Source organism: Synechocystis sp. PCC 6803 substr. PCC-P, assembly GCF_000284455.1.
Taxonomy (GTDB): Bacteria; Cyanobacteriota; Cyanobacteriia; order Cyanobacteriales; family Microcystaceae; genus Synechocystis.
Window position 1 is genome coordinate 1263292 of record NC_017039.1, and the last position, 26276, is coordinate 1289567.

The window sequence follows — 26276 nt, forward strand, 5'->3', positions numbered from 1 at the left end:
CTTTTGGCGATCGCCAATGTGAACCTTGCTTTTTTGCCTCCATTAACCAAATACTCCGATCCCTAGGCACAGTGTCAACACCATGCCTACATTGCCGGAGAAAAAAGGCTAGATATCCAAGTCAGTTAGATCCAACTTGGTGCCATAGGTTTCGATGAATTCCCGGCGGGGAGCTACCCGATCGCCCATCAACACCGTAAAAATGCGATCGGCTTCAGCGGCATCTTCAATGTGGACACGTTTCATGGTGCGGCTTTCAGGATTCATCGTGGTATCCCAGAGTTGTTGGGGCATCATTTCCCCTAAACCTTTAAAACGCTGGATGGTGTAATTAGCATTGGGGGGAAACTGACTGATTTGCTCCTGCAATTCCCGGTCGGAATAACAATAGAAATGGTTTTTACCCCGCTCCAGTTTGTACAACGGCGGACAGGCAATGTAAATGTAGCCTTGGTCCACCAAATCCCGCTGATAACGGTAGAAGAAAGTCAACAAAAGAGTGCGTATGTGCGCTCCATCTACATCAGCATCGGTCATAATTACTACTCTGTGATAGCGGAGGGAAGATATGTCAAAATCATCACCTTTAATGCCCAGACCTAATGCTGTAATTAAGGCTTGAATTTCAGTATTTTTATAAATCTTGGCATCGTCAGTTTTTTCAATATTTAAAATCTTGCCCCGTAAAGGCAAAATTGCTTGGAAACGACGGTCTCGACCTTGTTTTGCGCTGTTATGGACAAACACTCCGCTTGCCAAAGCAAAATTGTGGGTGTGGGGAACCTCAATATCATAAACATCGATTGTTTCTGACACAGCTTCAATATTTACAATTCTGTGATTGTAATTTAATACTGCTTCCCTTGCGAGGTTCTCATCATTCTCGAAATACCGTTCACAGAATCGATCAAAACGTAACAAGGATTTATCTTTAGTCGAAATTCGATAGCTATCGTAAGCAGATATGTCTAAATAACCATTTTCGATCTCAACTTGTTTTAGTGCCGCTAGAGTTTTGCGGTAATAGGTTTGGGCCAGAGCTTCTCGACGTTTTTCTCGAAATTCAGGAGTCCATTGTTCCTTTGTTTTTTTCTGTCGCCATTTCAACAATTCGGGATTATTCCATTGTTTAACCGCATTCTCTGAATATTGTTGTCGTAATCCAGGATTTTGTGCGAAATGTTGACGTACCCTTTCTGCTTGAGCAGTACGATTCTCCGCCTGCGCCCAATATTCCTGTTGAGCACGATTTAGCTGTTCTGCATTTTGCTGACGATAATCCTCATTACTGTCGTAGAAACTACGCCAACTTTCCATCATTGTTAATTTATAGGTTTCATTTTGCCATTGGGCCTGGGCCTGTTTGGACAAAATTGCCCGTGTTTCCGGTGATTGCATCCTTGCGCTCATTTTCCGTCGAAACTCAGGACTTTGGTGAATTCGACGACATTTCTCTACCACATCAGGGCGATGTAATGTTTTACTAATGTGCTTACGGTGAAGCGCTAAATGTTTTTCAGGGGATAAGCGAATTAAATTATCGGGATTATTATTCCGCTTATTAAAGTCTTTGTGATGGCAATGTTGTTTTTCTTCTGCAATATAAATTCCCTGCCAACGATTATACCAGTCTGCAACTAAATGGGTAAATAGCCAGCTATCGGAACGGGGACTCCAAACCATTTCATAGCCATCAATTGTAATACCAGAATCTTCCGTAGTCGAAATTTTTCGGTGTAACGGCATTAACGAATCATCGAGAGTTAAATCCATCGCACATTTGTAGCTCCCATCCCGCAACATGAATTTATGATCCGGGGTGCAAATAATAGACTCACCATTGTCCAACGTAACCTTGATTACCTTCGCATTAGTTTTTGTTTTGCGGGCATTGATGATTTTTTCAACCCCTATAGAACCATCATGGCGGATGGTATAACAAAAGTTTTGTTTTCCTTGTTTTTCTTCTTCAACCAATTGCTCAAAGCTAACGCTACGACCATCAGTTAAAGCGACTAATGTATCTCCAGAAAAACAGCCGCCGGCAGAGTCTCCTTCCACGATGAAAATTTCCGATTCCGAGGGATCTTTGGAGCTACAGTCTGCCAATTTACCCGGTAAAGTTGAAGACTCTAAAACTGATTTACGGCGTACTAATTCCCTGGCTCGACGGGCTGCTTCCGCTGCTTTAAAAGCCTGCACTGCTTTTTCAATGATGGCATCGGCAACCCCAGGATTAAATTCTAAAAATTCCGTTAGAGCTTCCCCCACCAAGGTATCCACAATGCCCCGGACTTCCGTGTTGCCCAATTTAGTTTTGGTTTGTCCTTCAAATTCTGGGTCCGGTACTTTAACGGAAATAACGCCGGTTAGGCCCTCACGAATATTTTCTCCCCCTAAATTACTATCGCCATCCTTTAACTTATTGCGCTTACGGGCAACGGAGTTGAGAGTACGGGTTAAAACCGCTTTTAGACCTTCTAAATGGGTGCCACCATCAATAGTGCGGATATTGTTGGCAAATCCCAAGAGAGTATCACTATACGCATCCACACACCACTGGAGGGCCACCTCCACCTGGACGTCATTTTTTTCCCCGGAAGTGTAAATAATTTCCTCGTGGAGCGGGGTTTTGTCCGTGGTCATATAGGTGACATATTCCCTAATGCCCCCTTCATAATAAAACTGCTCTTCTTTGAGGGAATCCGCCCGGCGATCGCCAAAGGTAATGCGAACCCCAGCGTTGAGGTAGGCCAACTCCTTGAGACGACTGGCCAGGGTATGGTAATCAAACTCGATGCCATCCTTAAAAATCTGGGTGTCTGGCAAAAAAGAAACCTGGGTTCCTGTGGAGTGCCCTTCGTTTGGGGTAGCTTCTAGCGTGCCAATGGGATTGCCCCGCTCAAACCGCTGGAAGTGTTCCTTCCCCTGGCGCCAAACCTTCACTTCCACCCATTCGGACAGGGCGTTAACAACGGAAACCCCTACCCCGTGCAAACCACCGGATACCTTATAGCCACCGCCCCCAAACTTGCCCCCGGCATGGAGTACCGTCAACACTGTTTCCAAGGCCGATCGCCCGGTGGTGGGGTGAATATCGGTGGGAATCCCCCGGCCATTGTCCACTACGGTGACGGAACCGTCGGCATTAATGTCAATTTCAATATGGGTACAATAGCCGGCCAAAGCCTCATCAATGGCATTGTCAACCACTTCATACACTAGGTGATGCAGACCCTTGGGCCCCGTGGAGCCAATATACATCCCTGGGCGCTTACGGACTGGTTCCAACCCTTCCAAGACTTGAATTTGATCGGCACCGTAGTTCGTGGTCGTCATGGTCACTCCAAAATCAGGCTGAGCTTAGGCATCTTTGCTGTGGGATGGCAAAAGCCCTCAAAATCTTAGCACAAAAGGGTTAAAGGCTTTAATATCGGGGACTGAGAACTGATTTGGAGATGGGATCGATCAAGCTATTTTTCCAGACGTACCACATACCATTGCCAAGTACCGCCATCCCCCCGGTCGAGGTCGCAGTAATTGTCCCGTAAATGTTCCGCTTTTGCCGCCAAAGTGGGCAATTTATCCAGTCCCTGGGGCAGGGGAAGATCGTATTCGGCCAAAATCTCCGTCAACTTAGCAGTCATTTCCGCCGGAGTTAGGAATGTTTCTGGTTCCTGGTCCGCCAAGAACACAAACATTTCTTCTTGGTACATCAGTGGATCGACCATGGCAATTGCTAAAAACTGTTGTTGAGGTGGAGATTGGCACTGACTAGTCAAGTGGGGATTTAGTTTTCTGCGTTTCCTGATGGGGCACCAATCTAAAATTTCTCTAGAAATTTCTGCGGTGGAAAAACTTTGCAGTAACCAAGTAACCCCGAAAAGAGTAGCCCCCCCAGCCCAGAGCCAGGAAGGGCCATTGCACAATACTTTCTCGATTCATCGGCGATCGCCGAGACGTTGTGGCCTAGGCTTCGCGACCTAAAACGTCCTGTAACTGCCGGATCGCGGCGGCCCCAATATTGATAGCGGCCCAAGTTGCGGCGATCAGAAGGGGGCTAACAACTACAATTACACGCCAATCCATTGCTGTACCTCGTTTTGTTAAAAGAATATAAATTTTCCGAACACTCTTAATCTTATATCCTAATCCCGACCCCTTGGGAATGGAAACCGGGCCACAGGTCTGGGCAATGACCAAGCCGGCAAACAGGAAAAACTCTGTTAAGATCTCCTGTCAGAGAGGCAGTCACCGCTCCCAACTCAAACCACCGTTGTCCCCATTGGATGTAATGACCATTAGCCGGTTTCGTCAGGCAGCCGAAGCGAAGGAATTTTTGATCACCGCAGAAGTTACCCCCCCCAAAGGCGGTAATCCCGAGCGGATGTTGGCGGTGGCGGCAAAGTTACGGGGCCGGGTCCATGGGGTTAACGTCACCGATGGTAGTCGGGCGGTGTTGCGTATGTCTTCCATTGCGGCCTGTGTGTTGTTGCAGCAACGGGGTATTGAAGCCATTTGTCAGATGACCTGCCGGGACCGTAATTTGATTGGTTTGCAAGCTGATCTGATGGGGGCCTATGCCCTCGGTTTACGCAATGTTTTAGCTTTAACCGGCGATCCGCTCAAAGCAGGGGACCATGCCAAGGCCAGACCTGTCTACGATTTAGAGTCTGTCAGACTTTTAAGTTTAATCCGCTCCCTCAACCAGGGGTTAGATTTTAACCAAGCTCCTTTGGTGGATGGCAGGCTAGATTTATTTCCTGGGGCGGCGGTGGACCCCCAGCTCAAAAGTTGGTCTGGCCTACAAAGTCGTTTTGAAAGGAAACTAACAGCGGGAGCACAATTTTTCCAAAGTCAGTTAATTACGGATTTCGATCGCCTGGATAAATTTATGACCCAGGTGGCTGTGGGCTGTGGCAAACCAATTTTGGCGGGTATATTTCTGTTCAAATCGGCTAAAAATGCGACTTTTATCAAGCGGGTGGTACCGGGGGTAAATATTCCCGATGCGCTGATTGATCGCCTGGCCCGGGCCGAAGATCCTTTAAAAGAAGGGGTGGCGATCGCCGCCGAACAGGTAAAACTGGCCAAAGAGCTATGCCAGGGAGTGCACTTGATGGCGATTAAAAAAGAAGAATTAATTCCCGAAATCCTCGACCAGGCCGGCATTGCCCCTCTGGAAAATTAAGGTTTACCAACGGTAGGGCTAAAAAATAGGGTGAATTCTCTCGTCTGTCCCCGCTTTTGTAAATTGGCTAAAGCTAGTCTGCCTTGGGCATTTTGGTCGAGCAATAAATAATTTCCTTCCTTCGCCTTAGTTCGTAACTGGTCATCATCCACCGCAATCACCTGGCGATCACCATAGAAATCCAAACTGGGACGACTGTAGGCAAAGGAAGTGTAAATTAGGGTATTAACTGGGGTGCTTTGTTTAATTAACCGCCCCACGGGCTTAACGGCAAAGGCTTCATTCACTTCCCAATTCCAGAGGGGACTGGAAAAAAGAAATAGCAAGGTTACATACAGCCCCATCACCAGGGTTTTGGCAAATTTAGGGGAAGAGTGCAAATATTGTTTGGCACTCCAACCTACACCAACAAATAGCACTAGCCCCATGATGATAATCACCGGTTTTTGCTCGATGAAACCAGCGTACAATCCCCCCACCAGGCCCACCACAGCGGTGAGAGCAAGGAGGTAACCAATTAGCCGGGGATAACGTGGGCGACCTTCCAAATCTGCTAAATAATATCCCCCCATCAGAGCGAAAAAGGGATAACAGGGGAGTACATACCAGGGTAACTTAGTGCCCATGGCGGAAATAATCAGCAAGAAGCCGAAGCCAAAGGTAATGGCAACCTTAGCCCAGTCCTGTCGCCATTGTTGAACAGTCATTACCGCAGCGGGAATGAGGAAAAATAGCCAGGGGGCAGTGTATTTAACAATCTCCAACAGGTAATACCAAGGGGGCCCCGTATTGCCCTCTAATTCCTGGGTAACCCGCTCAAAACTATGAAACTCAAAATGAATTTGCCAAAAGGTTTCCCCGTACTCGGCAAATTGGAGTTGGTACCACCACAGCACTGGGGCAAAACCGATCAATAGCCCCAACCAGAATTGCCAGCGTTGAAAAATTCGCCCTTCCCCCAGCCAGAAAATTACAATGCCCAACAACAGTGCCAGGGCCAGCACCAGTAAACCCTTAGCCAAGGCAATTAACCCCAAACCTATACCTATGCCCCCCAACCAATGGGGATTTTTCCGCCCCCGCAGTAAGCAAAGTAATGACCAAAGCAAACAGGCGTTGATTACCCCGTCCAACATGGTTAAACGACCCAAACGGGCAGTGGGAAGCAGGGTTAACAATATCGAACTACTCCACAGGGCCGCTCTAGGGGAAGAAAAAATTTCCTTACCTAGCAGATATAACAACGGCACCGCCAGGGCTGACCCCAGGGCCAACGGTAAACGGGAGCTAAATTCACTGATGCCCAGCAGATGGTAACTGCCCATCACCAACCAGGCAATGAGGGGAGGTTTGGATAAAAAAGGTTGCCCTAAATAGGTGGGAAAACGCCAATCTCCTCTGAGGAAAGTATCCTGAGCTGTAGTAGCGTAATAACCTTCGTCAAAATCCCGCAGGGGTACATTGCCCAAACCGGCGATCGCCAGAATCAGGGCCGCTCCGGTAAGCAGCAGTAAATATTTGCGATCATCATTGAGGGCAGGAAAGTTCAAGGGCGGAATCTTGGGGCATGGTAACTGTTGGACTTGGGGGGCATTTTCCCATGTTCTTGGGGGAAGTTGAGGTTTTTGTTAAGGTATTTTGTTGATGTTTCCCCACTAATGGCTGACCCTGTGAACCTGATACCCGATCGCCAGCAATTTCCCGGCCTAGCGAATAAGACCTATTTTAATTTTGGCGGCCAGGGGATTTTACCCACCGTAGCCTTGGAAGCCATTACGGCCATGTATGGCTATTTGCAGGAAAATGGCCCTTTTTCCATTGCCGCCAACCAATACATTCAGCAATTAATTGCCCAACTGCGCCAAGCCCTGGGGGAAACCTTTAACGTTGACCCTAACACCATCACCATTACCGATAACGTCACCACGGGCTGTGACATTGTGCTTTGGGGCATAGATTGGCAGAAGGGCGATGAAATTTTGCTCACCGACTGCGAACATCCCGGCATTATTGCCATCGTCCAGGCGATCGCCGCTCGGTTTGGGGTCACGTACCGTTTTTTCCCGGTGGCGGACACATTAAACCAGGGGGATGCGGCCGCAGTATTAGTTAATCATTTGGGGCCGAAAACCCGTTTAGTTATCCTCAGCCATTTACTCTGGAATACTGGCCAGGTATTGCCCCTAGGAGAAATTATGGCCGTTTGTCGCCGCCATCAAGGGGATTATCCAGTGCGGGTGCTAGTGGATGGGGCGCAGTCTGCCGGTTCCTTACCCTTGGATTTTTCCCGGCTAGAAGTGGATTATTACGCTTTTACAGGGCATAAATGGTTTGCTGGCCCCGCTGGGGTGGGGGGATTGTATATCCATGGCGATGCCAAAGGCACGGCGAATGCCGCACGCCTGGGGGAAATTAACCCGACCTATGTGGGCTGGCGTAGTATCACCTATGGCAGTAAAGGGGAACCCACTGGCTGGGCAGAAGGGGGCAAAAGATTTGAAGTGGCCACCTCCGCCTATCCCCAATATGCTGGTCTGTTGGCCGCTCTCCAGTTGCACCAACGGCAGGGCACCGCCGAGGAACGTTACCAAGCCATTTGTCAACGCAGTGAACTGTTGTGGCAGGGTCTAAACCAATTACCCCATGTCCATTGTTTAGCCACATCGCCTCCCCAAGCAGGTTTGGTATCCTTCACCATAGATTCTCCCCTAGGCCACCGGGCGATCGTGCAGAAACTGGAGGAACAACGCATCTATCTCCGCACCATCGCTGACCCAGACTGTGTCCGGGCCTGTTGCCATTACATCACCAATGAAGAGGAAATTGAGCATTTATTAAGCAGACTAGCTGAATTTACCCCCTAAGACCTTGTTGATTCCGGGCTCGAATCAGCCCACTCAAGCAATAATGGGGAACTTTTACCGAAACTTGCAGATTAGGAACGCTTTTGGGAAAGGCCCTAAACTTGTCCAGTTTCCTGCAATAACCAAAAACCAGCAAAGGTTTCACTGTCAGGGCTGGTTTGGATGGCTAAAAAGTGAATGCCCTGGGCCAATTTTTTTGTCTGTTCAAAGCCCTGAGCTTCCTGTTCACTGGTTTTATCGGTGACGTTGGCCACAATCCAACTATCACTGGCTCCGGTTTCCAACCGCATAATAGGGCGGGGGTCAGTGTTGTATTGCAAATAGCCCAATTCCAACCCCGATAACCAAGCGGCAAAGGGTAAAGCCCTGGGGGAAAAGAGAATCAAACCAGGAATGCGACTGTCGGGGGAAAGATTGTACGAGGAGAGGGGAAAACTTTCCCCAAAGCTAATCTCCCAATCCGGTAAATCATTAAAATCAGCCGCGGCCAAACTCACCAAGGCCCACTGGTCCCCTCGATCGCCTCTCACTGCATCGGGCAAGGCAATGGCATTAAGTTCTGGATATTGTACGGATGTGGACGAAGCTAACTTCGGGTCATAGCCCGGTTGTTGGGGATAAAAATTCTCCAGGCGATCGCCTAACCATTGTTCCAGTACATAGGTGCGACGACTGGGGGCCGGGGGAATACCAGCTTCTTCACAGGCTTTGCTGATCATGTTATTCATCTGCCGCCGGAAAAAGCGGATCTTTTGAGGCATCTGACCCGCCTCGGCGATCGCCGCTTCGATGGCCTGCCGGAGCCAAACGGAATTAACGGTAGAACTGGGACAATATTGGCTGTAGCGGAACAAATCTCCTGGTAACTGCTGCACGGATTGGGGAGACTCACAAATTAGTACTTCCCACACCTTTTTTTCCTCGTCGTCCAACAACGGCCGTGAATAAAAATCCAATTCCCAGGTAACGCCCATATATTAATTAAATATTTGTCAAAGCCAGCCCAAAAGGGCTAATCGCTATCCTATCAAGCAATTGTCCTTGGGTTATCATCCTGCCCCGGCCAAGAGAAAGAACTGGCCATCGCCATTGTCAGCCAAAAGCCCCTGGGCTTAAGATATCCTGGAAACACGGTGCCATCTCCGCTAACCTCTCCATGGCTAATCCGGTCACACCGCCATCCATCTTCCACCGCCCTAAAATTTGACCAAAATATGATTTCCCAGCCCCAAGGATTTACCCGCCTTAGCCGTTCTTCTCATCGCTTCTTCCCAGCCCGTTGGTTAATGGCTTTTGGTTGGGGTGTCGGTCTAATGGCGTTGGGATCATTGCCCCTCAATGCCGCCACCATTGCCCAGGGGAATGTAACTGAACGTCAAGTGCGGGCTTTAATTGAACAATTTGATGCGGTGGCCAACCAACACAATACTGATCGCCTGGGGGAAATTTACAGCCCTGAATTTAGCAACAGTGACGGTCTGACCTTTGCCCAAATGGAAACGACTCTGCAACAGCTTTGGGAAACATATGGCAATTTGACCTACAGCACCGAACTGAAAAACTGGAAACAGGATGGGCAAGCAGTGGTGGTGGAAACTTTGACCACCATTCAGGGGGAACGGCCTTGGCTGGGTCGCACCGCCCAATTGAATGGACAAATTACCTCCCGCCAAACCTTTGTGCAAAATAAATTGGTACGCCAGGAAGTGTTAACGGAAAAAATGACCCTCACCGCCGGGGACAATCCACCGGAAGTGGACGTTAATTTGCCTCAGCAAGTGCAGGCGGGCCAAGAATTTGATTTCGATGTTGTCCTGCGTCAACCCATTGGTGATGACCTCCTGGCGGGCACAGCTTTTAGTCAAAAAATAGATCCTAATAACTACGTTGATCCTTCCCAGGTGAAATTGGAATTGTTACAGGCTGGTGGGCTATTCAAACGGGCGATCGCCGGTAATGATCCCCAGTGGTTGTCTGCCCTACTAGTTACTCCTGAAGGCATGGTATTGGTTACCCAGCGTTTGGCCGTTGTTCCCTAGGGAAACTGTAACAGCGATGAAAAAATCAGTCGGAGAATGTGAAAATTAAACAAGCTATTGCCAAACCCTTTCTGAAATGGGCTGGAGGTAAGGGAAAGTTAATTGAACAATTGGTTAATTGCTTCCCCTTAGAAATCACCACTGGTCAGTTAACTAAGTATGCTGAGCCTTTTATTGGTGGCGGGGCTTTGTACTTTCATGTTGCCCAAAATTATCCCCAGATAGAAAAATTCTTTATCTCCGACTGCAATCAGCAGTTAGTTTTGGCTTATCAGACTATTCAACAAAATGTTGATGATTTAATTGATTTTTTAAGACGGCTACAGCAGAAGTATTATTGTTTCAACCAAGATGAAAGAAAAGATTTTTTTTATCAGCAAAGACTAAAATTCAACCAGAATGTTACCGGAATAAATTTAGAAAAATTTAGTAAATTGTGGATAGAGCAAACTGGTCTGCTTATATTTTTAAATCGTACCTGTTTTAACGGCTTATTTCGAGTTAACTCTAAAGGAGAATTTAATGTACCCTTTGGGGATTATAAAAATCCTAAGATTTGCGATGCTGAGAATCTTAAGTTAGTAGCCAACTTACTTGCCAGAACAGAAATAAGATTTGGTGATTTTACTTCGAGTAATAACTTCATTGATGCATCCACCTTTGTTTATTTTGACCCGCCCTATCGTCCCTTAAATAAAACCTCCAGCTTTAACTCCTATGGTAAAGCGAACTTCAATGATAATGAGCAATTGAGGTTAGCTGAATATTACCAATCACTCAATAACAAAAACGCTAAGTTGATGTTGAGCAATTCCGATCCGAAAAATATTAATAGCGACGATAACTTTTTTGATGATTTATATCGGGGTTTTCAAATTGCTCGGATCGATGCCCTCCGTATGATTAACAGTCAGGCTGACAAAAGAGGTGCAATTAAAGAAATATTGGTTGTGAATTACCATCGCTGATTAGTACGCTGTTGGGATTTTTTTAGTAGGCTAATTGAGGGAACAAACTAAAATTATGCCAACAAAGTCTTAGAAAGTGTTTGAAAAGTTTTAAGCAAGCCTTTGAAGCATGAGATGGAGCATGGCAACATGAATCATTGTCTCACTGGTGGTAGGTAAATATTCATAATCCTTGCTTAAACGACGATAGCGTCCAAACCAAGCAAAGGTGCGCTCGACTACCCAACGGCGGGGTAAGACTTCAAAACCTTTTTGTCCCTGCTTTTTGCTGACGACATTCAAATTCCAACCAAAAGTATGCTCCACCCAATAGATAAAATCCTTTCCGCCAAAGGTGCTGTCAGTCCATATAACTTGCAGGCACTGCCAAAGGGGAGCAAACCAGGTAGCAAGTAGAATCAGACCCTGATGGTCGGAGCGATGGGCACCATGGACGACAACATCGAGAAGTAATCCCATGGTATCCACGAGGATTGTACGTTTACGACCATTGACCTTTTTTCCGCCGTCATAGCCAGTTTCTTGGCCAGTTCCAGCCTTTTTAAGTGACTGTGAATCTAAACAACCAGCACTAGGGTGAGTATTTCTTCCAGCTTTGAGTCGAACCTTCTCACGGAAGATACGGTTTAATTTTCTCCAGGTACCATCTTCGTGCCATTGCTGGAAATAACCATAGACCGTTCGCCATTTAGGGAAATCATGGGGTAGAAGTCGCCAGGCACACCCCGTTCTGAGCATGTAAAAAATGGCATTGAGTATCTCCCGCAGACTAGTTTTCCGTTTTCTTCCCCCAGTTTTTGCTTTGGGTAAATGGGGTTCTACCAATTGCCACTGGCTATCAGTGATGTCCGTGCTGTAAAATTCTCGAATTATCATTAATTATGGTGAAAATTTTATTCTTTTCACCATTTTCCATTCTTCACCCTACTTTTCAAACACGCTCTTAGGTAATAGCTAAAACTTCAAATATTCTGCTCCATCTAAACGAATGGTGGTGCCACTCAGAAAATCCTGTTGTAGCAAATATAGGGCCGCATCAGTGACTACTTTGGGATTGCCGGTCATTTTTAAAGGAATACGTCGCTCTGCATAATCCCGCATAAACTCTTCCGGGTCCGGCGCTTCCGGAGCTTCTAAAATCTGTCCTAGGGCGAGGCCATTAACGGTGATATTGGGGGCCAATTCCAGGGCTAAAATTTCCGTCATATCCCACAAACCCCGTTTGGTAAGACGGTAAACAAAATGGTCTGGCCTTGGTCGGGGAATGCGGGCATCGTTAATGTTAATAATTTTTCCTTGGCGATCGCCGGCTACTTGTTGAGCAAAGGCCTGGGACAACTGAAAGGGGGCCCGGAGATTAACGGCAAAAATCCATTCCCACAGGTCGAGATCCACTTGAAAGAATTTATCTTCTAGGGGAAAAACCGAGGCACTGTTGATCAGAATATCCACCTGGCCAAAGACTTCCTGGGCTTTGGGAATAATTCCTTGGGTGGCCTGGGCATCGCTCAAATCGGCGGAGTAGGTAAAAGCTTTCCTACCCAATGCTTCCACTTCTTGCTGAACCTCTAGGGCTCCGGTCTGGGAATTACCGTAGTGAATAAAGACGTTACAACCGGCTTCCGCCAGGGCCATAACTAGGGCCCGACCAACCCTTATGCCTCCCCCGGTGACCAGGGCTGTTTTTCCAGTTAATTCCATCGTAGTTAGTTAAATTCCTGAGCCTTGGGCGATTACAAACTTAGTCGGGTGGAGATACAATAAAACAAAATTACCATTTTTTATGGCGATGTAGTCGAAATCATTGCCCATAATTACAAAAAAATTCAGGCTTCAACCTTTACACCCCGCCAAAAAGCGATGTAGCCCTTAATATTTTCCGCCCTGGGTTTGGGATCGGGGTAATACCAAGCCGCATCCGGGTTCTCCTGGCCATCCACCACTACGGTGTAGTAACTGGCGGTGCCTTTCCAACCGCAAACGGTGTGGGTGTTACTGGGCTGGAAATACTGGGGATGGATGCTGTCGGGGGGAAAATAGTAGTTGCCCTCCACCATTTCACACTGGTCACTCTCGGCGAGGACGACCCCATTCCAGATTGCTTTGGCCATGGTTTAGGACGGGTAAAGTAAACGCCTTGGATTATAGCCCCTTCTGCAATCAAACCAAACCGGAACGGAGGGCAATGACGGCAGCTTGAACCCGGTCATCAACGGACAGCTTATTCATGATGCCCCGTACATGAGTTTTAATTGTGTTGGTGCTTAGATATAAAGTTTGGGCGATTTCTTGGTTACTTTTTCCTTCCACAATTAATTTCAGCACGTCAATTTCCCTTTCCGAAAGGCTAGACACGTCGGCTTGGCCTTCCGGCACGGGGGGCTTGAGGTTTTCCACCACCACCCGGGCAATTTGGGGGTCTAGGTAGGTGGCTCCATCCTGGGCGGCGGCGATCGCCAAAATTAAACGCTCTAGGGTGGCTCCTTTAACGCAGTAAGCATCGGCCCCACTGGATAGGGCAGCAATAATCTCGTTGGGCAGGGTGTGGGAAGTCAACACTACAATGTGGATCTGGGGGGAAGTTTGCTTGATTTGTTTGGTGGCTTCAATGCCATCAAGTCCAGGCAAGCCAATGTCCATCACGATCAAGTCCGGGTTGAGGACCGCTGCCTGTTGCACAGCACCATAGCCGTTATCCACTCGACCAATAATTTCAAAGCGCTCATGGGCCCCCAAGGCTTGCTCCAAACCTAATTGCATCAATGGATCATCTTCAACGATCAAAATTTTCATAGGCAGGCAAGGCTCGATTTTCACCCTATGGGGGGAAGTAAAATCCATTCCAGTTTAGGCAAAGTTGAGATAGTAATCTACAGTGCTTAGCAATTCTTTGTACTTCATCGGTGATTACTATCACGGTAAGGGTGCCGATGCAAAAAGGGGGTTCGCCCGCTGTTGCATTATCCCCATGGGGGGGAAAGAATATCGACCACTTTTAAGAATAAAACGGTGTGCCCCGTCGCCCATTGTCAGACTTTCCATTGATGCTGATCTACTTACCCAAGTCCTTACGCCGGAGGCTGGTCACCGCTTTGCCTTCTTTGGCATTGGCGATCGCCCTGGGCCTATGCACTGCCTTAGCCTACGGAATGTTGGGCCGTGGACAACAATGGCTTAGTTTGGGGTTGGGGCAGGGTATGGCGCTGGCGCTGTGGTGGCAGGGAACGAACATTATCGCCCTTGCTCTGGGTTTAACCATTGCCCCCATGGTAGTGCAGGGAGATCCACCTCTGGCATTGGCCCTAGGGATGATTAGCACGGCGGTGGTGCTGATGGCCGGTCGGGGACTAAAAATGCTGGAGTTTTCTCCCCAGGGTCAACGACTCCAAGATGGCATGGTCTTTTTGCTGGCGGGGGTGGGGCTGGGGGCCACTCTGACGGCGATCGCCGCGCTTTTGCTATCTCTCTGGCAGGGGGATGGTCGTATTTGGTGGACAGGATCTTTGGCCTGGTTGGGCAGTGCCACCGGAATTTTGCTGGCCGCTCCTCTGCTGTTCAAGCTTAGATATGGCCGCTGGAGTTGGCCCTGGTCAGCCCGGATGGAGCGACTCCAATTGGTGGAAGCCTTAGTTTGCGCTGGCCTTTTGTTGATGTTAGCCTGGCTAATTTTTGCTGGGGATGACCTCATTCCCTTGGCGGACCGGGGAGCTATCTATACCCAGTGGTTGGAATATTTACCCTTTCCCATTGTGGTTTGGGCCAGCATTCGTTTTCCAATCTGGGGGGGAATCCTCTCCACTTCAGGTTTGGCTCTCCTGGCGATCACCGCTACGGTGCAGGGCAATGGCTCTTTTAACGTGCAAAGTGCCGACCAAAGCGGAGCAATGATTCTCCTGCAGATGTTCTTTTTGGTTTTAGGCACCACCAGTCTATTGCTATCGGTGGCGGTGAGGGAAAGACGTCGCACCGAAGAACAATTGCGGGGCAGTTGGGAACGGGAACGGCTTTTGGCGGAGGTGGCCCTACGGGTGCGGCAATCGCTACATTTGGGCACCATTTTTCAAACTACGGTGACGGAGGTACGCCATTTGCTCCAGACCGACCGGGTTTATATCGCTCTTTTGCAGGGGAATAGTCCGTTGGCAGTGGTGGCCGAATCCTGTGGTCCCGCTTACAAAACTTCTCTCAACTCCCAGATTGCGGCTTCCCCAAACCCCGAGGAAATGATCGTTAAAACCATTCCCACCGAAGCAATGGTGGTCCATCATCCTGACCAATTGCCCAAGGGAGACCCACTGCGGCGGAGTTTTTTACGTTATCAGGTGAAAAGCTTGCTGGCCATTCCCCTCGCTACGTTGGACGGCAGGTTGGGTATGATTGTGGTCCATCATTGTCAACAGCCCCGCCATTGGCAAAAGGCCGAGGTGCGCTTACTGGAACAATTGGCCACCCAAGTGGCGATCGCCATTCAACAGGCCCAGCTTTACCAACGGGTGCAAACGCTGAATACCAATTTGGAAAAGCAAGTGGGGGAACGCACCGCCCAGCTAGAGGACAAAATGGTGGAACTCCAGGATCTCCAGCAGATGAAAGCTCTCTTTGTCCAAGCCATTTCCCACGATTTGCGTACTTCGGTGATGGGTTTATTGATGGTGCTAAAAAATTTATCAACCACAGAGGGGGAAGCCTTGACCCTGCCCCGCCATCTCCTAGACAGCCTGATCCGCAGTGGCGATCGCCAGTTAACCCTTCTCAATGCCCTCTGTGAAGAACAAACCGCCGAATGTCGTCCCCTCCAACTTGCGCCCCAAGCCTTGCCGCTCCAGCCTTTTTTGCAACAAATTTGTCACCAATGGCGATCGGCCTGTGAACAACATCAGGTAGTTTTGAACTTGAAATGTGATGAGACCCTGTCTCCTCTCCAGGGAGACCCCCACTACATCAAGCAGGTATTCGACAACCTTTTGGGCAACGCCCTCAACCACAATCCCCCTGGTATTACCCTCACTCTGGCGGCCCAACTCGAAGGTAATATGGTGCGTTTTACCCTCAGCGACAACGGTAAAGGCATGGCCAAGGACCAATGTGAGCACCTTTTCCGGCTCTATTTACGCAACCGCCACAATCAACGGCTAACCGGCATTGGTTTGGGTTGTTATCAGTCCCGGCAAATTGTTGAAGCCCACGGTGGCCACATCGGCGTTACCAGCAGTCCGGGGCAAGGATCCCATTTTTGGTTTACCCTCCCGTTAGCTGTTTAGTTATTTGGATCTTTTACTGACAAATTACCACGGCAAAATTGTGCCATCCCAACTATAGAAAGTGCCGCTGTTTTCCGGTTTTACTTGCAATAAAATCGCCATTAATTGCTTAACAGTAAGTTCCACTGTGAAAAGCTTTTCTGGGGGGACATTTTTCTGAAATGGTTGGGACAATGACGTATCAGTGGTGCCGGGGTGGAGCAAAATTACCGCACATTGGGGCGCAACTCTGCGATATTCGATCGCCGTATTTTTGAGCAACATATTCAGCGCCGCCTTAGAAGCTCGATAACCGTACCATCCTCCCAACTGGTTATCCCCAATACTGCCCACTTTAGCGGAAATGGTGGCAAAAACACTGGGGGAAGCATGGCGCAAATGGGGTAAAAAATGTTTGGCTAACAACACTGGGCCAATGCTGTTAACGGCAAAATATTGCTGTAATTGGGATGGTTGTAAATGGCGCAGACTTTTTTCCGGTGGGTTATCTTCTACATGGAGAATGCCCACACAATTAATTAGCCAATTGACTTCAGTTTTGCCTAATTGCTGGCTAAATTGTGCAATCTGGCTCTCTTCAGTGATATCCAACGGCACTAGGGTTAAACGATCAGGATTTTCCTTGGCTAAATGGTCTAACTCGGCGATCGCCTGACGGTAGGTGGCCCAAATTTTGACGGGGAAAGGTACTTGTTCTAAAAAGTAACGGACAAAGCCTAAACCAATGCCCCCGGATGCCCCCACTATGACCACCGTTTGGGGATGATTTTGGGCTGGAAAATTCTGATTTGCCATGGTTTTAGCCCACAAAAAAATGGTTAAGGATTAAGAAAATGCCAGGAAAAGGGCAAGCGGGCGTAAATGCCTTGGGGATCATTAAATTGGGCCAACTCTGCCCATTCCCGCTCCAACTGTTGCCAATTAGTTCGCAAAAATGGCGGTAGAACCACGGAGTTAGTTTCAGTGAGACCATGGATGAGATTGTTCCAGAGGAGGGAATTTAATCCCCTGGGAGTGGGGTATTCCTTTACCTGCCATTGCTCCCCTAATTCTGCTTGGGCCGCTGCTAGGTTCACAGCCGTTTGCAATCCCCCCAGTTGATCTACTAGCCCCACTTTTTGTGCTGCCAATCCTGTCCAAACCCTGCCCTGGGCCACGGAGTCCAAAGCGGTAGGAGATAAATTGCGGGCCCTACCCACCTTATCTAAAAAGATCTCGTAAACCTGATCCACCGACCGTTGAAAAATGGCCAACTCCAACTCAGTTTTAGGTTTAATGCTGGAGCCCACATTGGCTAGTTCCCCCGTGGCCACTTCGTCCCAGTTTAACCCCAGGCGATCGCCTAAATTTTCCACGTTGAAAAGAATGCTAAAAACCCCAATGGAACCGGTGACGGTGTTGGGTTGGGCAACAATTTTTTCCCCAGCGGTGGCAATCCAATAACCACCAGAAGCTGCCACATTGCCCATGGAAATAATCACTGGTTTTTGAGCCTGTAAAAGTTCCACTTCCCGCCAGATAATATCCGCCGCACTAGCACTGCCACCGGGACTATTAATTCTCAGCACCACCGCTTTAATGTCGTCATCCTGGCGAATAGTTCGCAATAGTTCCCCATAACGATCGCCACCAATGTTTTCCCAGGTGCCCCGACCATTAACAATGGAGCCTTCGAGGTAAACAATGGCGATTTTAGGGTCTTGGTCGTGGTTTTCGGTTTCCCAGTTTTGTAGGCGATGGTACTCGGCCAAACTAATTTTTCTAAACTCTTTATCTTCCTCCTGCTCTTCTATTTTCTCGGGGTCATTAATCCAAACTCCCGCCTGTTTCAACTCGGCCAAAACTTCATCCCAATAGGTCACCTTGTCTACTAATTTTTCCCTTAGGGCGATGTCAGCAAAGAGCAGCCCTTGGTCACTGGCGATCGCCTGGAGTTGGGGCACCGTTAAGGAACGATTATTAGCAACACTGGTTAAATAAATTTGCCAAATTTGATTTAGCAAAAGCTGTTGTTGTTGGCGATTTTCTGGGCTGAGATTTTCCCTGGTATAGGGTTCAACGGCTCCCTTGTAACTGCCTACCCGTAGGGTCTGCACCCCAATGCCAGCCTTGGCCAACGCCCCGGTAAAAAAGATTGGCTGGGCCCCTAGTCCATTTATTTCCACTCCCCCCATGGGGTTAATTAAAATGGTATCGGCAGTGGCAGCTAAATAGTAGCCTAGTTCGCTGTAGTTGAGACCATAGGCAACAATTTTTTTGCCCGATTGTTTGAATTTAATTAGGGCCTGTTGCACTTCACTTAAATTGGCGTAACCGTCCACTTGGTTACTGCGGCGACCATCAATTAATAGGGCCACAATGCGGTCATCTTCGGCGGCCTTTTCAATGGCATTAACCACCGTCCGCAGGGGTAATATTTCTTCCTGATTACCCAGTAAACTCTGTTGTAGACTGAGAGTAGGGCTGGTATCTTGGATGGGGATCGCTAGGTCGAGAATGAGGGCTGTTTTTTCCTCTAGCACTGGATCTGCCTCAGCCGAAACCAGTATGAACAGCAACACCAAGCCAGTGGCCCCAAGGCTAAGCAAAACCACAATGGCGGCCAATGTTCCGAAGAAACTAGCCACCATTTGTTGGAAAAAGTTCTTCATGCGGCCTGGTTGCGCTCTAATTCCCGGAGGGCTTTGCGGTCAAGTTTAATCTCAATCTGATCGTTTTCTTTGGTGCCCAGGGTGCGGTAAGCAGAGCCTAAATAGAGGGGTTTAGTTAGGCCAGGCTGGGGATGAATCAGGGTTCGGGCCCGGATCACCATTTGTTCTTTGCCGTCGGTGGAAATGCGGCCCAGGGAAAAGTAATTATTGGCGGCCTGTTTGAGGGTGGCTTCCACTTCCGTAGCGGACACTGTCACCGGCACACTGATGACAATTTGGTTAGCACCATTGTCGTACACCCGATTGAACTTCACTGAGCCTTCCACCGTGGGGCGGTCGAACATGCCCAAACCCAGGCCAAAAATGCCTATCGTTAAAACTGTCATAAAGCTCGTCACCCCCACCAGGCGAAAGCGGAACCCCCAACGAAAAACAAAGGCCAGTACCATAAAGATAAAACTGGCGATGGTAGCGTAGGCGGACCAACGGAGATAAATGGTAACGTCCATAGGTAGGGAGAGAATTACGTCAACAAATCTAACAGAAAATGCAGTTAGTTAATCTTCATCCCCCCGATCGCCGCAGGGCAAGTCTGCTTTATTTGCCGGGGTTGGATGGTACGGGCAAATTATTTTATCGGCAACGACTGGAGTTGGTTGAGCACTTTAACCTACTGGCTCTGCGCCTAACTCCGGGGCCCCTTCCGGATGATTGGTCGGCGATCGCCAAGGCCCTGCACCAATTAATTCACCAACAGCAGGGATTAACATTACCCCTGTACCTCTGTGGGGAATCCTTCGGGGGATGCCTAGCCCTGGCTTATAGTTGTCTGTACCCCCAGGAGGTAGCCAAATTAATTTTGGTTAATCCCGCCACTGCCTTTGACCGTCGCCCTTGGTTACAGTGGGGCATTCCCTTCCATCAGTGGTTACCCAATGCCCTACAAACGGTCACTACCCTCACCGGACTGCCCTTTTTAGCCGCTGTAGAACGGTTACAGCCCCAGGATCGACGTCAGTTGCTCAATGCCATGCGCTCCATTCCCCCGGCGATCGTGGCCCAACGGTTAGCCCTATTGCAAAATTTCAACCAACAGGAATTAGATTTGGGAAAAATCAGCTCCCCCAGTTTAATTCTGGCCAGTGGTCGGGATTTACTACTGCCTTCCGTGGAAGAAGCCCATAAGTTGCAGAGGCATCTTCCCAAAGCCATGGTGAAAATATTGCCCCACAGCGGCCACGCCTGTTTGCTAGAAAAAGAATTATCCCTACAAAAGATTTTGCAAGCCGCCCAATGGTTACCGGAGCTAGTTTTGCTTAACAAAAATTCATGAGCCCCGGCGGGATGGACCCTTGATTGTGGTCTGCCATTCGGACTACATTGCAAAGATTAGAGAAACTTGTTTAACAAAAAACGTCGTAATTTCTGCGACCACCACCTTATTAGAGAATCCTTTAGGAGAACCCATGAATATTGCCGTTGTGGGACTGAGCCATAAGACAGCCCCGGTGGAAATTCGCGAAAAACTCAGCATCCAAGAAGCTAAGTTGGAAGAAGCGCTAACCCATCTGCGGAGTTATCCCCACATCGAAGAAGTCACTGTCATTAGTACTTGTAACCGCCTGGAAATTTACGCGGTGGTGACGGACACAGAAAAGGGAGTGGTGGAAATTACCCAATTCCTTTCTGAAACTGGCAATATTCCCCTGGCAACCCTACGGCGTTATTTGTTTACCCTCCTCCACGAAGATGCGGTGCGCCATTTGATGCGGGTGGCCGCTGGGCTGGAAAGTTTGGTGCTCGGAGAAGGACAAATCCTGGCTCAGGTGCGTACTACCCATAAGTTGGGGCAAAAATATAAAGGGGTGGGTCGTCTGCTCGATCGCCTATTTAAACAGGCCATTACCGCCGGTCGTCGGGTCAGAACCGAAACGGATATTGGTACAGGAGCCGTGTCCATCAGTTCCGCCGCTGTGGAGTTAGTCCATCGTCAAGTGGATTTATCGAGCCAAAAAACTGTCATCATCGGGGCTGGTAAAATGGCCTGTCTGTTGGTGAAACATCTATTAGCTAAAGGAGCCACGGACATCACCATTGTTAACCGCTCCCAACGTCGTTCCCAGGATTTAGCCAACCAATTCCCCCAAGCCCAGTTAACCCTTTGTCCCCTGACGGATATGTTTACGGCGATCGCCGCTGGGGATATTGTCTTTACCAGCACTGGGGCCACGGAACCAATTTTAAACTGCGAGAATTTGACTGGCTGTGTGATCAACCGCAAAAGCTTGATGTTAGTGGATATTTCCGTCCCCCGGAACGTGGCCGCTGATGTCCACGCTATGGAACAGGTGCGGGCTTTTAATGTGGATGACCTGAAAGAAGTAGTCGCCCAAAACCAAGCCAGCCGCCGACAAATGGCACGCCAAGCTGAAGCATTACTCGAAGAAGAAATTGCCGCCTTTGACCTCTGGTGGCGATCGCTAGAAACGGTACCCACCATCAGTTCCCTCCGCAGTAAGGTGGAAGATATCCGGGAACAGGAATTGGAAAAAGCCCTTTCCCGCCTGGGCAGCGAGTTTGCCGAAAAACATCAAGAAGTAATCGAAGCCCTCACCAGGGGCATTGTCAACAAAATTCTCCACGAACCCATGGTGCAACTGCGGGCCCAGCAGGATATCGAAGCCCGTAAGCAATGCCTACGCTCCCTGAAGATGCTGTTTGACTTGGAAGTGGAAGAACAATTCGGTTAGAACTTGTTAATGAATTTCAGCTAACTGTCAATAAATGTCCCAAAACTGGCTCTGTGTTCCCCATGGAGTCGTTTTTCCCTTTGGTGCCCCTGGCAAAAGCCCCGCCAGATTCCTAAGCTAGAATTGTCGAGAAAGACATTAGCGCCGAGGACAACTAGGCCATGGCATTGGTCCACAGCGGAGTAATCGAAAACTACATCCAACGGGTGACTGAGTTAAGCCAATCCACCCAGCGCATTCCCACCACCGCTGAATTGGAGGCGATCGCCAGCGAGTTGGGCATTGAACCGGAGGAAATCCAAGCGGCCCAAAAACAAGCCGCTGACCATTTCACCCGGGCCCAGGGTTATATGCGTTTGGGCTACTGGGACGATGCCATTGCCGAATTAGATGACGCCATTGCCTTTAATCCTGGGGAATCAAAGTTTTTACTCTCTTCCGCTGAAGCCTACCTGGGGAAATGGAAACAGCACCACCGTGCCCCCGATGCTGACCAAATGCATTTGCGGGTGCGTCAGTGTTTATCGTTGGAACCCGGCTGTGAAGGGGCGTTGGATTTATTGGCGGAATTTCGGCGGCGGCAAAAGCGCTATTTCCGCACCATCGTGGGCAGTTTGATGTTTGCGGGGGCGATCCTCTGTGGTGGTGGCATTTATCTTTTATCCCAGGGCGGCTTACCGTTTGTGATTGAAGAAAAAGCCCGCTTGGAAAATTTGCAAAGCACCATTGAAGCCCAAAATGACACCATTGCCCAATTAATGGGCGAACAGGAAGCCCTGCGGCGGGAGTTCGATACATTGATTAGTCAACAACTCCAGGAAAACCGTCTCAATGGCGATCGCCTGGAAAATTTACAGGCCCGCTTAAAAGCACTGGAGGAGAAAATCAAGGAATATCAAACGCCATCAATGGGAACGCCAACTCCTACTCCCCCCCAGTCCCAGGAAAATGACGATTAGCTTGGGATGATGGCGGTGGTGGTGGATTATCGCAAAAACTGATGGAAGGCAAATTCCAGAACGCTCCCCCTAGGGCAGAATATTCAATGCCACAGAAGCGGTTCCGCACTGCTGAAAGGGAATAGGGACTTACCAAGTAGATAAAGGGCAAATATTCCTGCACTTCCAGTTGCATTTGGTCGTAAACTAGGCTCCGTTCCTGCTGGGGAATAATTTGGGAACCTTTAAGAGCTAAATCGGCAATGTTCTGCTCCCAGGGGGCCACTGTTTGTCCCTCTAAAGGTTGGGCTCCGGCCTGGGGATGCTGATTAAACATGTGTAAATTGCCCTTAACATACCAAACATTAGGTATATGGGGATCGTTGCCGCCGGTTAGGCCCAAAACCACCGCATCCCATTCCAAACTGTTGCTTAATTTGTCCACCAACACGCCAAAACTAATGGGGCTAAAGTCCACTTGAATGCCAAGTTTTCCCAAATCTTCTTGAATTTGGGTCCCCATGGCTTCCCGCACTTTATTGCCAGCATTGGTATTAAGCACAAAGCGGACACGGTTACCCCGATCATCCAATAATTGCCGTTGATTGTTGTAGGTAAAGCCCCCGGCTTTCAGTAATGCTTGCGCTTTTTCTGGGTCATAGTTATAGACTTTGACATCGGGATTAAAAAAGGGAGATTGCACAGGAATAAAGGAATTTTGTTTTTCCCCCAACCCTCGGTAAATGTTATTAACCATTCTTTCCCGGTCAATGCCATAGGCGATCGCCTGACGAAAATTGAGATTATTAAACCACCGGGATTTAATCGGATCCACTAGGGGTTTACCCTGGCGCTTACCTTGGTTGAGATTAAAGGTTAAATAGCTACTGGCGTAGGTGGGACCGCCGTTATAGATGACAAAATTACCCCTTTCTTCTTCCTGTTTGAGCAGAGAAAAGGATTCTGGTGGCACTCCGAGGGAATCCAAACTGCCAGAACGAAATTGCAACAAAGATGTGTCAGTGCTTTCCACAATGGCCCACACCACCCTGGGGATGTAGGGTAAAGACTCACCGTTGGGGCCCTTTTCCCAGTAATAGGGATTTTTACTAAAAATTACCCGTTGGCTGGTAACGTAGCGGGTTAATTTATAGGGACCATTGACCACAATTTGGTCCGGGGGGGTATTGGTGCCCCAGGTACTCAAAAATAACGGATTACCATTTTCATCGGTTTTTTCCACTGTTTCCCGCAGAATATGGGCTGGCAAAATGGGAAATTGGGCTGTTTCTAAAAAGGGAGCAAAGGGTTCGGGAATATTAAATGCCACCTGGCGATCGCCAACTTTGGTAATCTTCGGTTCTGCTTGACTTTCTCCTACCTTTAAACTGTCCCGATAATTGTTAGGAATTTTAGGGTTTAAATAAAGATCATTATAGGAAAATAGTACATCATCTACGGTAAGGGGTTTGCCGTCAGACCAACGCAGACCTTCCTTGAGGGTAAAGGTAATGGTCAAATTGTCCGGTGATATTTCCCAACTTTCCGCCAAGGCTGGCGTTCTTTCCCCGGTGAGAGGATTTTCCCTAATTAGCCCTTCGTAGATATAACCAAAAACATTGGGGGACTCTTGGGACAGAACCGCATTGAAAGTTTTGGGGTCACTGAGCACGGAAAAAACCACCTGGTCTTTCAGTTCCGGGGAAAAACAACCTCCCAATGAAAACGTCAGGGCAAGGCAACACAATAAAGCACTGATTAATTTTTGCCCCCAACTTCGACCGGATAGGTAATTTTGCTGGCCTGGATTTTTTTCCCTGGCGATCGCCGTTTTTCTTTGTCCCGCCACCCTACTCATTGCTACTTTGTTTCCCCAACGCATAAACTGCCCCTGTGAACACCGTCAATATGGCCAAGCTAATGGACCAACTTCCTCCCAATCCCCATTTCACCCCCCAATTACAGAGGGCCCCCAGGAGAAGAAACGGCAAAATACTCATTACTGAAGCATAGAAAGCATTCTGGGCTTCCCGAGCTTCCTTGGTGCGCTCATATTCCTCCACGGAAGTGTAGAGGGAACGTTCCGCAAAATTAAACCACCGTTGCAACTGTTCGATCAGCCAATTGCGCCCACTGCCCCAGGTTAGGTACAGCCCCAATGCCCAAAGGGTAGCACCAGCAATCATCGCCGTATTAATGGGAATTTCGAAAGGAATCCAGTCCATGAGCATGGGGAGCGCTATTTGAAGTTTTTAGAATCTTAACAAAACCCCTGCCCCCACCACGGCGATCGCCCCTGGTAACCAATTACAGAAAGTTCAAATTCGTCCCAAATCGAGCAGTGCATGGCAGCTTCTAAAGGACTAATAAACTCTAAAAAGAAAGCCGCCACTGAAGCAATGGGCGACCTCTAGCAATCGGAGGGTGATATTGACTTTATGTCTTATCTTCAGGTTAAGGCCGGATCGGTAGGCTTTATGTAGCCTATTTGACGAAAGTTCCCGTAACTAGGCTTTCCCCGTGTAGATATGTAAGGGTTCTTTGACAAAGCGAATGTAAAAGTGTTTGAACGTGGAACGCAACACCCTAGGCAGGCCAAAATCAATGGGCATCAACACTTCCGGTAGTTTCCAATTATCTACCACTAACTCCCGGGGATGGGATAAGGGAAAGGTCAATTCAGCCGCAGTGGGATTTAGTCCTAGGCGCTCCTGGGCCGCCATGGTGGGAATAGTAGCGGGGTCTAGTTGCAAAATATCGGTAATAACAAAATCCAAGGCAAACACGTCGGGGCTAGCGGCCAATAACCCCACTTCCCTGGGGTCGCCGTGCATGGGGCCATTGCCTTCATGGGCCATAATGCCATCCAAAATACTCAAATCCGGGGCGATCGCCTTGGCCGTTTCCACCAGCATTTCCCCAAAGCGATTCGCATCTTTGCCCGCCTCCATATGCCACCAAGCTTTCATTTTGCCGGGGACGCAACCGAATAAATTTTTAACCCCCATGGTCATGGTCAATTGGGCATGGGACTTGAGTTTGGGCAGGTTAATCACCACATCCGCATCCATGGCCTCCTTGGACAAGCGCAAATGGTTAAAACTATCACTATCGGTGGCGTAGCGTCCCCCTCGGAATTCCACAATGGGAATGTCTAACGCTTGCAACAGAGGTAAGTAACCGTTATTTTCTGCCACGCCCCGAGCCGAACCAAACGCAGGACTGTCCCCCATGAAAGGTTTACCGCCCGCTTCCTGCACCAGTTGGGCCACGGCGGCCACCACTTCGGGGCGGGTAATACATTCTCTGCCCGGCCGATTGCCAGTCAACAAATTGGGCTTCAGCAAAACCCGATCGCCTGGTTTGACGAAGTTGCCCATGCCCCCCAAGGGTTCGAGTAAAGTTCTTAGGGAAGCCAGCAAACTGCCCGCTTCGTAGGATTGGGACCGGAGCAAGCTAACGGATTTGACCATGGTGGCGGAGGTTGATTGTAAACAAATATGAATATAAACCTATTCCCGATTCTAGTCACATCCGGCTCAAGATGCCAATTTTGGGGACAATTTTTGCTAAGGCTACAATGAAGCTTAAGACAAATGATTGAGGAAGGTTGC

At 48.7% G+C, this 26276-nt stretch carries 24 protein-coding genes; 9 read left to right on the plus strand and 15 right to left on the minus strand.

What is annotated here, in order from left to right; genetic code table 11:
• Positions 1–108: 108 nt before the first annotated feature.
• Positions 109–3339: a DNA topoisomerase (ATP-hydrolyzing) subunit B gene (gyrB, locus tag SYNPCCP_RS05930; RefSeq protein ID WP_020861663.1), complete on the minus strand. Its 3231-nt coding sequence runs from the start codon at positions 3337–3339 to the stop codon at positions 109–111.
• A 134-nt stretch (positions 3340–3473) separates the two neighbouring features.
• A complete protein-coding gene (locus SYNPCCP_RS05935; protein WP_010872351.1) occupies positions 3474–3731 on the minus strand; it encodes a chlororespiratory reduction protein 7 in 258 nt (85 codons plus the stop codon).
• A 79-nt stretch (positions 3732–3810) separates the two neighbouring features.
• Here SYNPCCP_RS05935 and SYNPCCP_RS17315 point away from each other — a divergent pair, with 79 nt between their 5' ends.
• Positions 3811–3987: a hypothetical protein gene (locus tag SYNPCCP_RS17315; protein WP_158299074.1), complete on the plus strand. Its 177-nt coding sequence runs from the start codon at positions 3811–3813 to the stop codon at positions 3985–3987.
• Here SYNPCCP_RS17315 and SYNPCCP_RS05940 read toward each other — a convergent pair.
• Positions 3970–4089: a photosystem II protein Y gene (locus SYNPCCP_RS05940; RefSeq protein ID WP_010872352.1), complete on the minus strand. Its 120-nt coding sequence runs from the start codon at positions 4087–4089 to the stop codon at positions 3970–3972. The two genes, SYNPCCP_RS17315 and SYNPCCP_RS05940, sit on opposite strands and share 18 nt — an antisense overlap.
• Positions 4090–4168: 79 nt before the next feature.
• Between SYNPCCP_RS05940 and SYNPCCP_RS05945 the strand changes: the two genes are divergently transcribed.
• Entirely contained in the window at positions 4169–5191 is a 1023-nt protein-coding gene (locus SYNPCCP_RS05945; protein ID WP_010872353.1) for a methylenetetrahydrofolate reductase, read from the plus strand.
• On the opposite strand, the gene SYNPCCP_RS05950 is transcribed toward SYNPCCP_RS05945, so the two are convergent.
• A complete protein-coding gene (locus SYNPCCP_RS05950) occupies positions 5188–6741 on the minus strand; it encodes a glycosyltransferase family 39 protein (protein WP_020861667.1) in 1554 nt (517 codons plus the stop codon). The genes SYNPCCP_RS05945 and SYNPCCP_RS05950 overlap by 4 nt on opposite strands.
• Positions 6742–6849: 108 nt before the next feature.
• Here SYNPCCP_RS05950 and SYNPCCP_RS05955 point away from each other — a divergent pair, with 108 nt between their 5' ends.
• Positions 6850–8055, plus strand: coding sequence for an aminotransferase class V-fold PLP-dependent enzyme (locus tag SYNPCCP_RS05955; RefSeq protein ID WP_010872355.1), 1206 nt, complete (start codon positions 6850–6852; stop codon positions 8053–8055).
• Positions 8056–8150: 95 nt separating this feature from the next.
• Here SYNPCCP_RS05955 and SYNPCCP_RS05960 read toward each other — a convergent pair whose 3' ends face one another.
• Positions 8151–9029, minus strand: coding sequence for a Tab2/Atab2 family RNA-binding protein (locus SYNPCCP_RS05960; protein WP_010872356.1), 879 nt, complete (start codon positions 9027–9029; stop codon positions 8151–8153).
• A 240-nt stretch (positions 9030–9269) separates the two neighbouring features.
• On the opposite strand from SYNPCCP_RS05960, the gene SYNPCCP_RS05965 reads away from it, so the two are divergent.
• Both SYNPCCP_RS05965 and SYNPCCP_RS05970 read left to right on the plus strand, forming a co-directional pair.
• Positions 9270–10094 carry a hypothetical protein gene (locus SYNPCCP_RS05965; protein ID WP_231848054.1) on the plus strand — a complete coding sequence of 275 codons (825 nt, stop codon included), beginning with the start codon at positions 9270–9272 and terminating at the stop codon, positions 10092–10094.
• Positions 10095–10132: 38 nt separating this feature from the next.
• Entirely contained in the window at positions 10133–11062 is a 930-nt protein-coding gene (locus SYNPCCP_RS05970) for a DNA adenine methylase (RefSeq protein ID WP_010872358.1), read from the plus strand.
• A 90-nt stretch (positions 11063–11152) separates the two neighbouring features.
• On the opposite strand, the gene SYNPCCP_RS05975 is transcribed toward SYNPCCP_RS05970, so the two are convergent.
• The 4 genes from SYNPCCP_RS05975 to SYNPCCP_RS05990 form a co-directional block, all read right to left on the minus strand.
• Positions 11153–11938: an IS5 family transposase gene (locus SYNPCCP_RS05975; RefSeq protein WP_010872359.1), complete on the minus strand. Its 786-nt coding sequence runs from the start codon at positions 11936–11938 to the stop codon at positions 11153–11155.
• Positions 11939–12016: 78 nt separating this feature from the next.
• Complete coding sequence (locus SYNPCCP_RS05980) at positions 12017–12763, minus strand: SDR family NAD(P)-dependent oxidoreductase (protein ID WP_010872360.1); 747 nt, start codon at positions 12761–12763, stop codon at positions 12017–12019.
• Positions 12764–12888: 125 nt separating this feature from the next.
• Complete coding sequence (locus tag SYNPCCP_RS05985) at positions 12889–13173, minus strand: DUF427 domain-containing protein (protein WP_010872361.1); 285 nt, start codon at positions 13171–13173, stop codon at positions 12889–12891.
• 49 nt (positions 13174–13222) lie between these two features.
• Positions 13223–13855 (minus strand): response regulator transcription factor, encoded by a 633-nt coding sequence (locus tag SYNPCCP_RS05990; protein WP_041425800.1) that lies wholly within the window; start codon positions 13853–13855, stop codon positions 13223–13225.
• Positions 13856–14106: 251 nt separating this feature from the next.
• On the opposite strand from SYNPCCP_RS05990, the gene SYNPCCP_RS05995 reads away from it, so the two are divergent.
• Positions 14107–16323: an MASE1 domain-containing protein gene (locus SYNPCCP_RS05995; protein WP_199303475.1), complete on the plus strand. Its 2217-nt coding sequence runs from the start codon at positions 14107–14109 to the stop codon at positions 16321–16323.
• Positions 16324–16347: 24 nt separating this feature from the next.
• Here SYNPCCP_RS05995 and SYNPCCP_RS06000 read toward each other — a convergent pair whose 3' ends face one another.
• The 3 genes from SYNPCCP_RS06000 to SYNPCCP_RS06010 are packed head-to-tail and all read right to left on the minus strand — an operon-like array spanning position 16348 to position 19483.
• Positions 16348–17118: an SDR family NAD(P)-dependent oxidoreductase gene (locus SYNPCCP_RS06000; protein WP_010872364.1), complete on the minus strand. Its 771-nt coding sequence runs from the start codon at positions 17116–17118 to the stop codon at positions 16348–16350.
• 23 nt (positions 17119–17141) lie between these two features.
• Positions 17142–18974 carry a signal peptide peptidase SppA gene (gene sppA, locus SYNPCCP_RS06005; RefSeq protein ID WP_010872365.1) on the minus strand — a complete coding sequence of 611 codons (1833 nt, stop codon included), beginning with the start codon at positions 18972–18974 and terminating at the stop codon, positions 17142–17144.
• Positions 18971–19483 carry a Ycf51 family protein gene (locus SYNPCCP_RS06010; RefSeq protein ID WP_010872366.1) on the minus strand — a complete coding sequence of 171 codons (513 nt, stop codon included), beginning with the start codon at positions 19481–19483 and terminating at the stop codon, positions 18971–18973. The genes sppA and SYNPCCP_RS06010 overlap by 4 nt, the downstream gene beginning before the upstream one ends.
• 38 nt (positions 19484–19521) lie before the next feature.
• Here SYNPCCP_RS06010 and SYNPCCP_RS06015 point away from each other — a divergent pair, with 38 nt between their 5' ends.
• From SYNPCCP_RS06015 to SYNPCCP_RS06025, 3 genes are all read left to right on the plus strand, one after another.
• Complete coding sequence (locus SYNPCCP_RS06015; protein ID WP_010872367.1) at positions 19522–20307, plus strand: alpha/beta fold hydrolase; 786 nt, start codon at positions 19522–19524, stop codon at positions 20305–20307.
• Between the two features lie 133 nt (positions 20308–20440).
• Positions 20441–21724, plus strand: coding sequence for a glutamyl-tRNA reductase (hemA, locus tag SYNPCCP_RS06020; RefSeq protein ID WP_010872368.1), 1284 nt, complete (start codon positions 20441–20443; stop codon positions 21722–21724).
• A 161-nt stretch (positions 21725–21885) separates the two neighbouring features.
• Positions 21886–22683 (plus strand): hypothetical protein, encoded by a 798-nt coding sequence (locus SYNPCCP_RS06025; protein ID WP_010872369.1) that lies wholly within the window; start codon positions 21886–21888, stop codon positions 22681–22683.
• Here SYNPCCP_RS06025 and SYNPCCP_RS06030 read toward each other — a convergent pair.
• The 3 genes from SYNPCCP_RS06030 to SYNPCCP_RS06040 all read right to left on the minus strand — a co-directional run bounded on the left by SYNPCCP_RS06030 (position 22649) and on the right by SYNPCCP_RS06040 (position 26135).
• A complete protein-coding gene (locus SYNPCCP_RS06030; RefSeq protein ID WP_010872370.1) occupies positions 22649–24544 on the minus strand; it encodes an ABC transporter substrate-binding protein in 1896 nt (631 codons plus the stop codon). The two genes, SYNPCCP_RS06025 and SYNPCCP_RS06030, sit on opposite strands and share 35 nt — an antisense overlap.
• On the minus strand, positions 24513–24893 hold the full coding sequence (locus SYNPCCP_RS06035) for a hypothetical protein (protein ID WP_010872371.1): 381 nt from the start codon (positions 24891–24893) through the stop codon (positions 24513–24515). The genes SYNPCCP_RS06030 and SYNPCCP_RS06035 overlap by 32 nt, the downstream gene beginning before the upstream one ends.
• A 276-nt stretch (positions 24894–25169) precedes the next feature.
• Positions 25170–26135: a DUF362 domain-containing protein gene (locus tag SYNPCCP_RS06040; protein WP_010872372.1), complete on the minus strand. Its 966-nt coding sequence runs from the start codon at positions 26133–26135 to the stop codon at positions 25170–25172.
• Between the last annotated feature and the right edge of the window lie 141 nt (positions 26136–26276).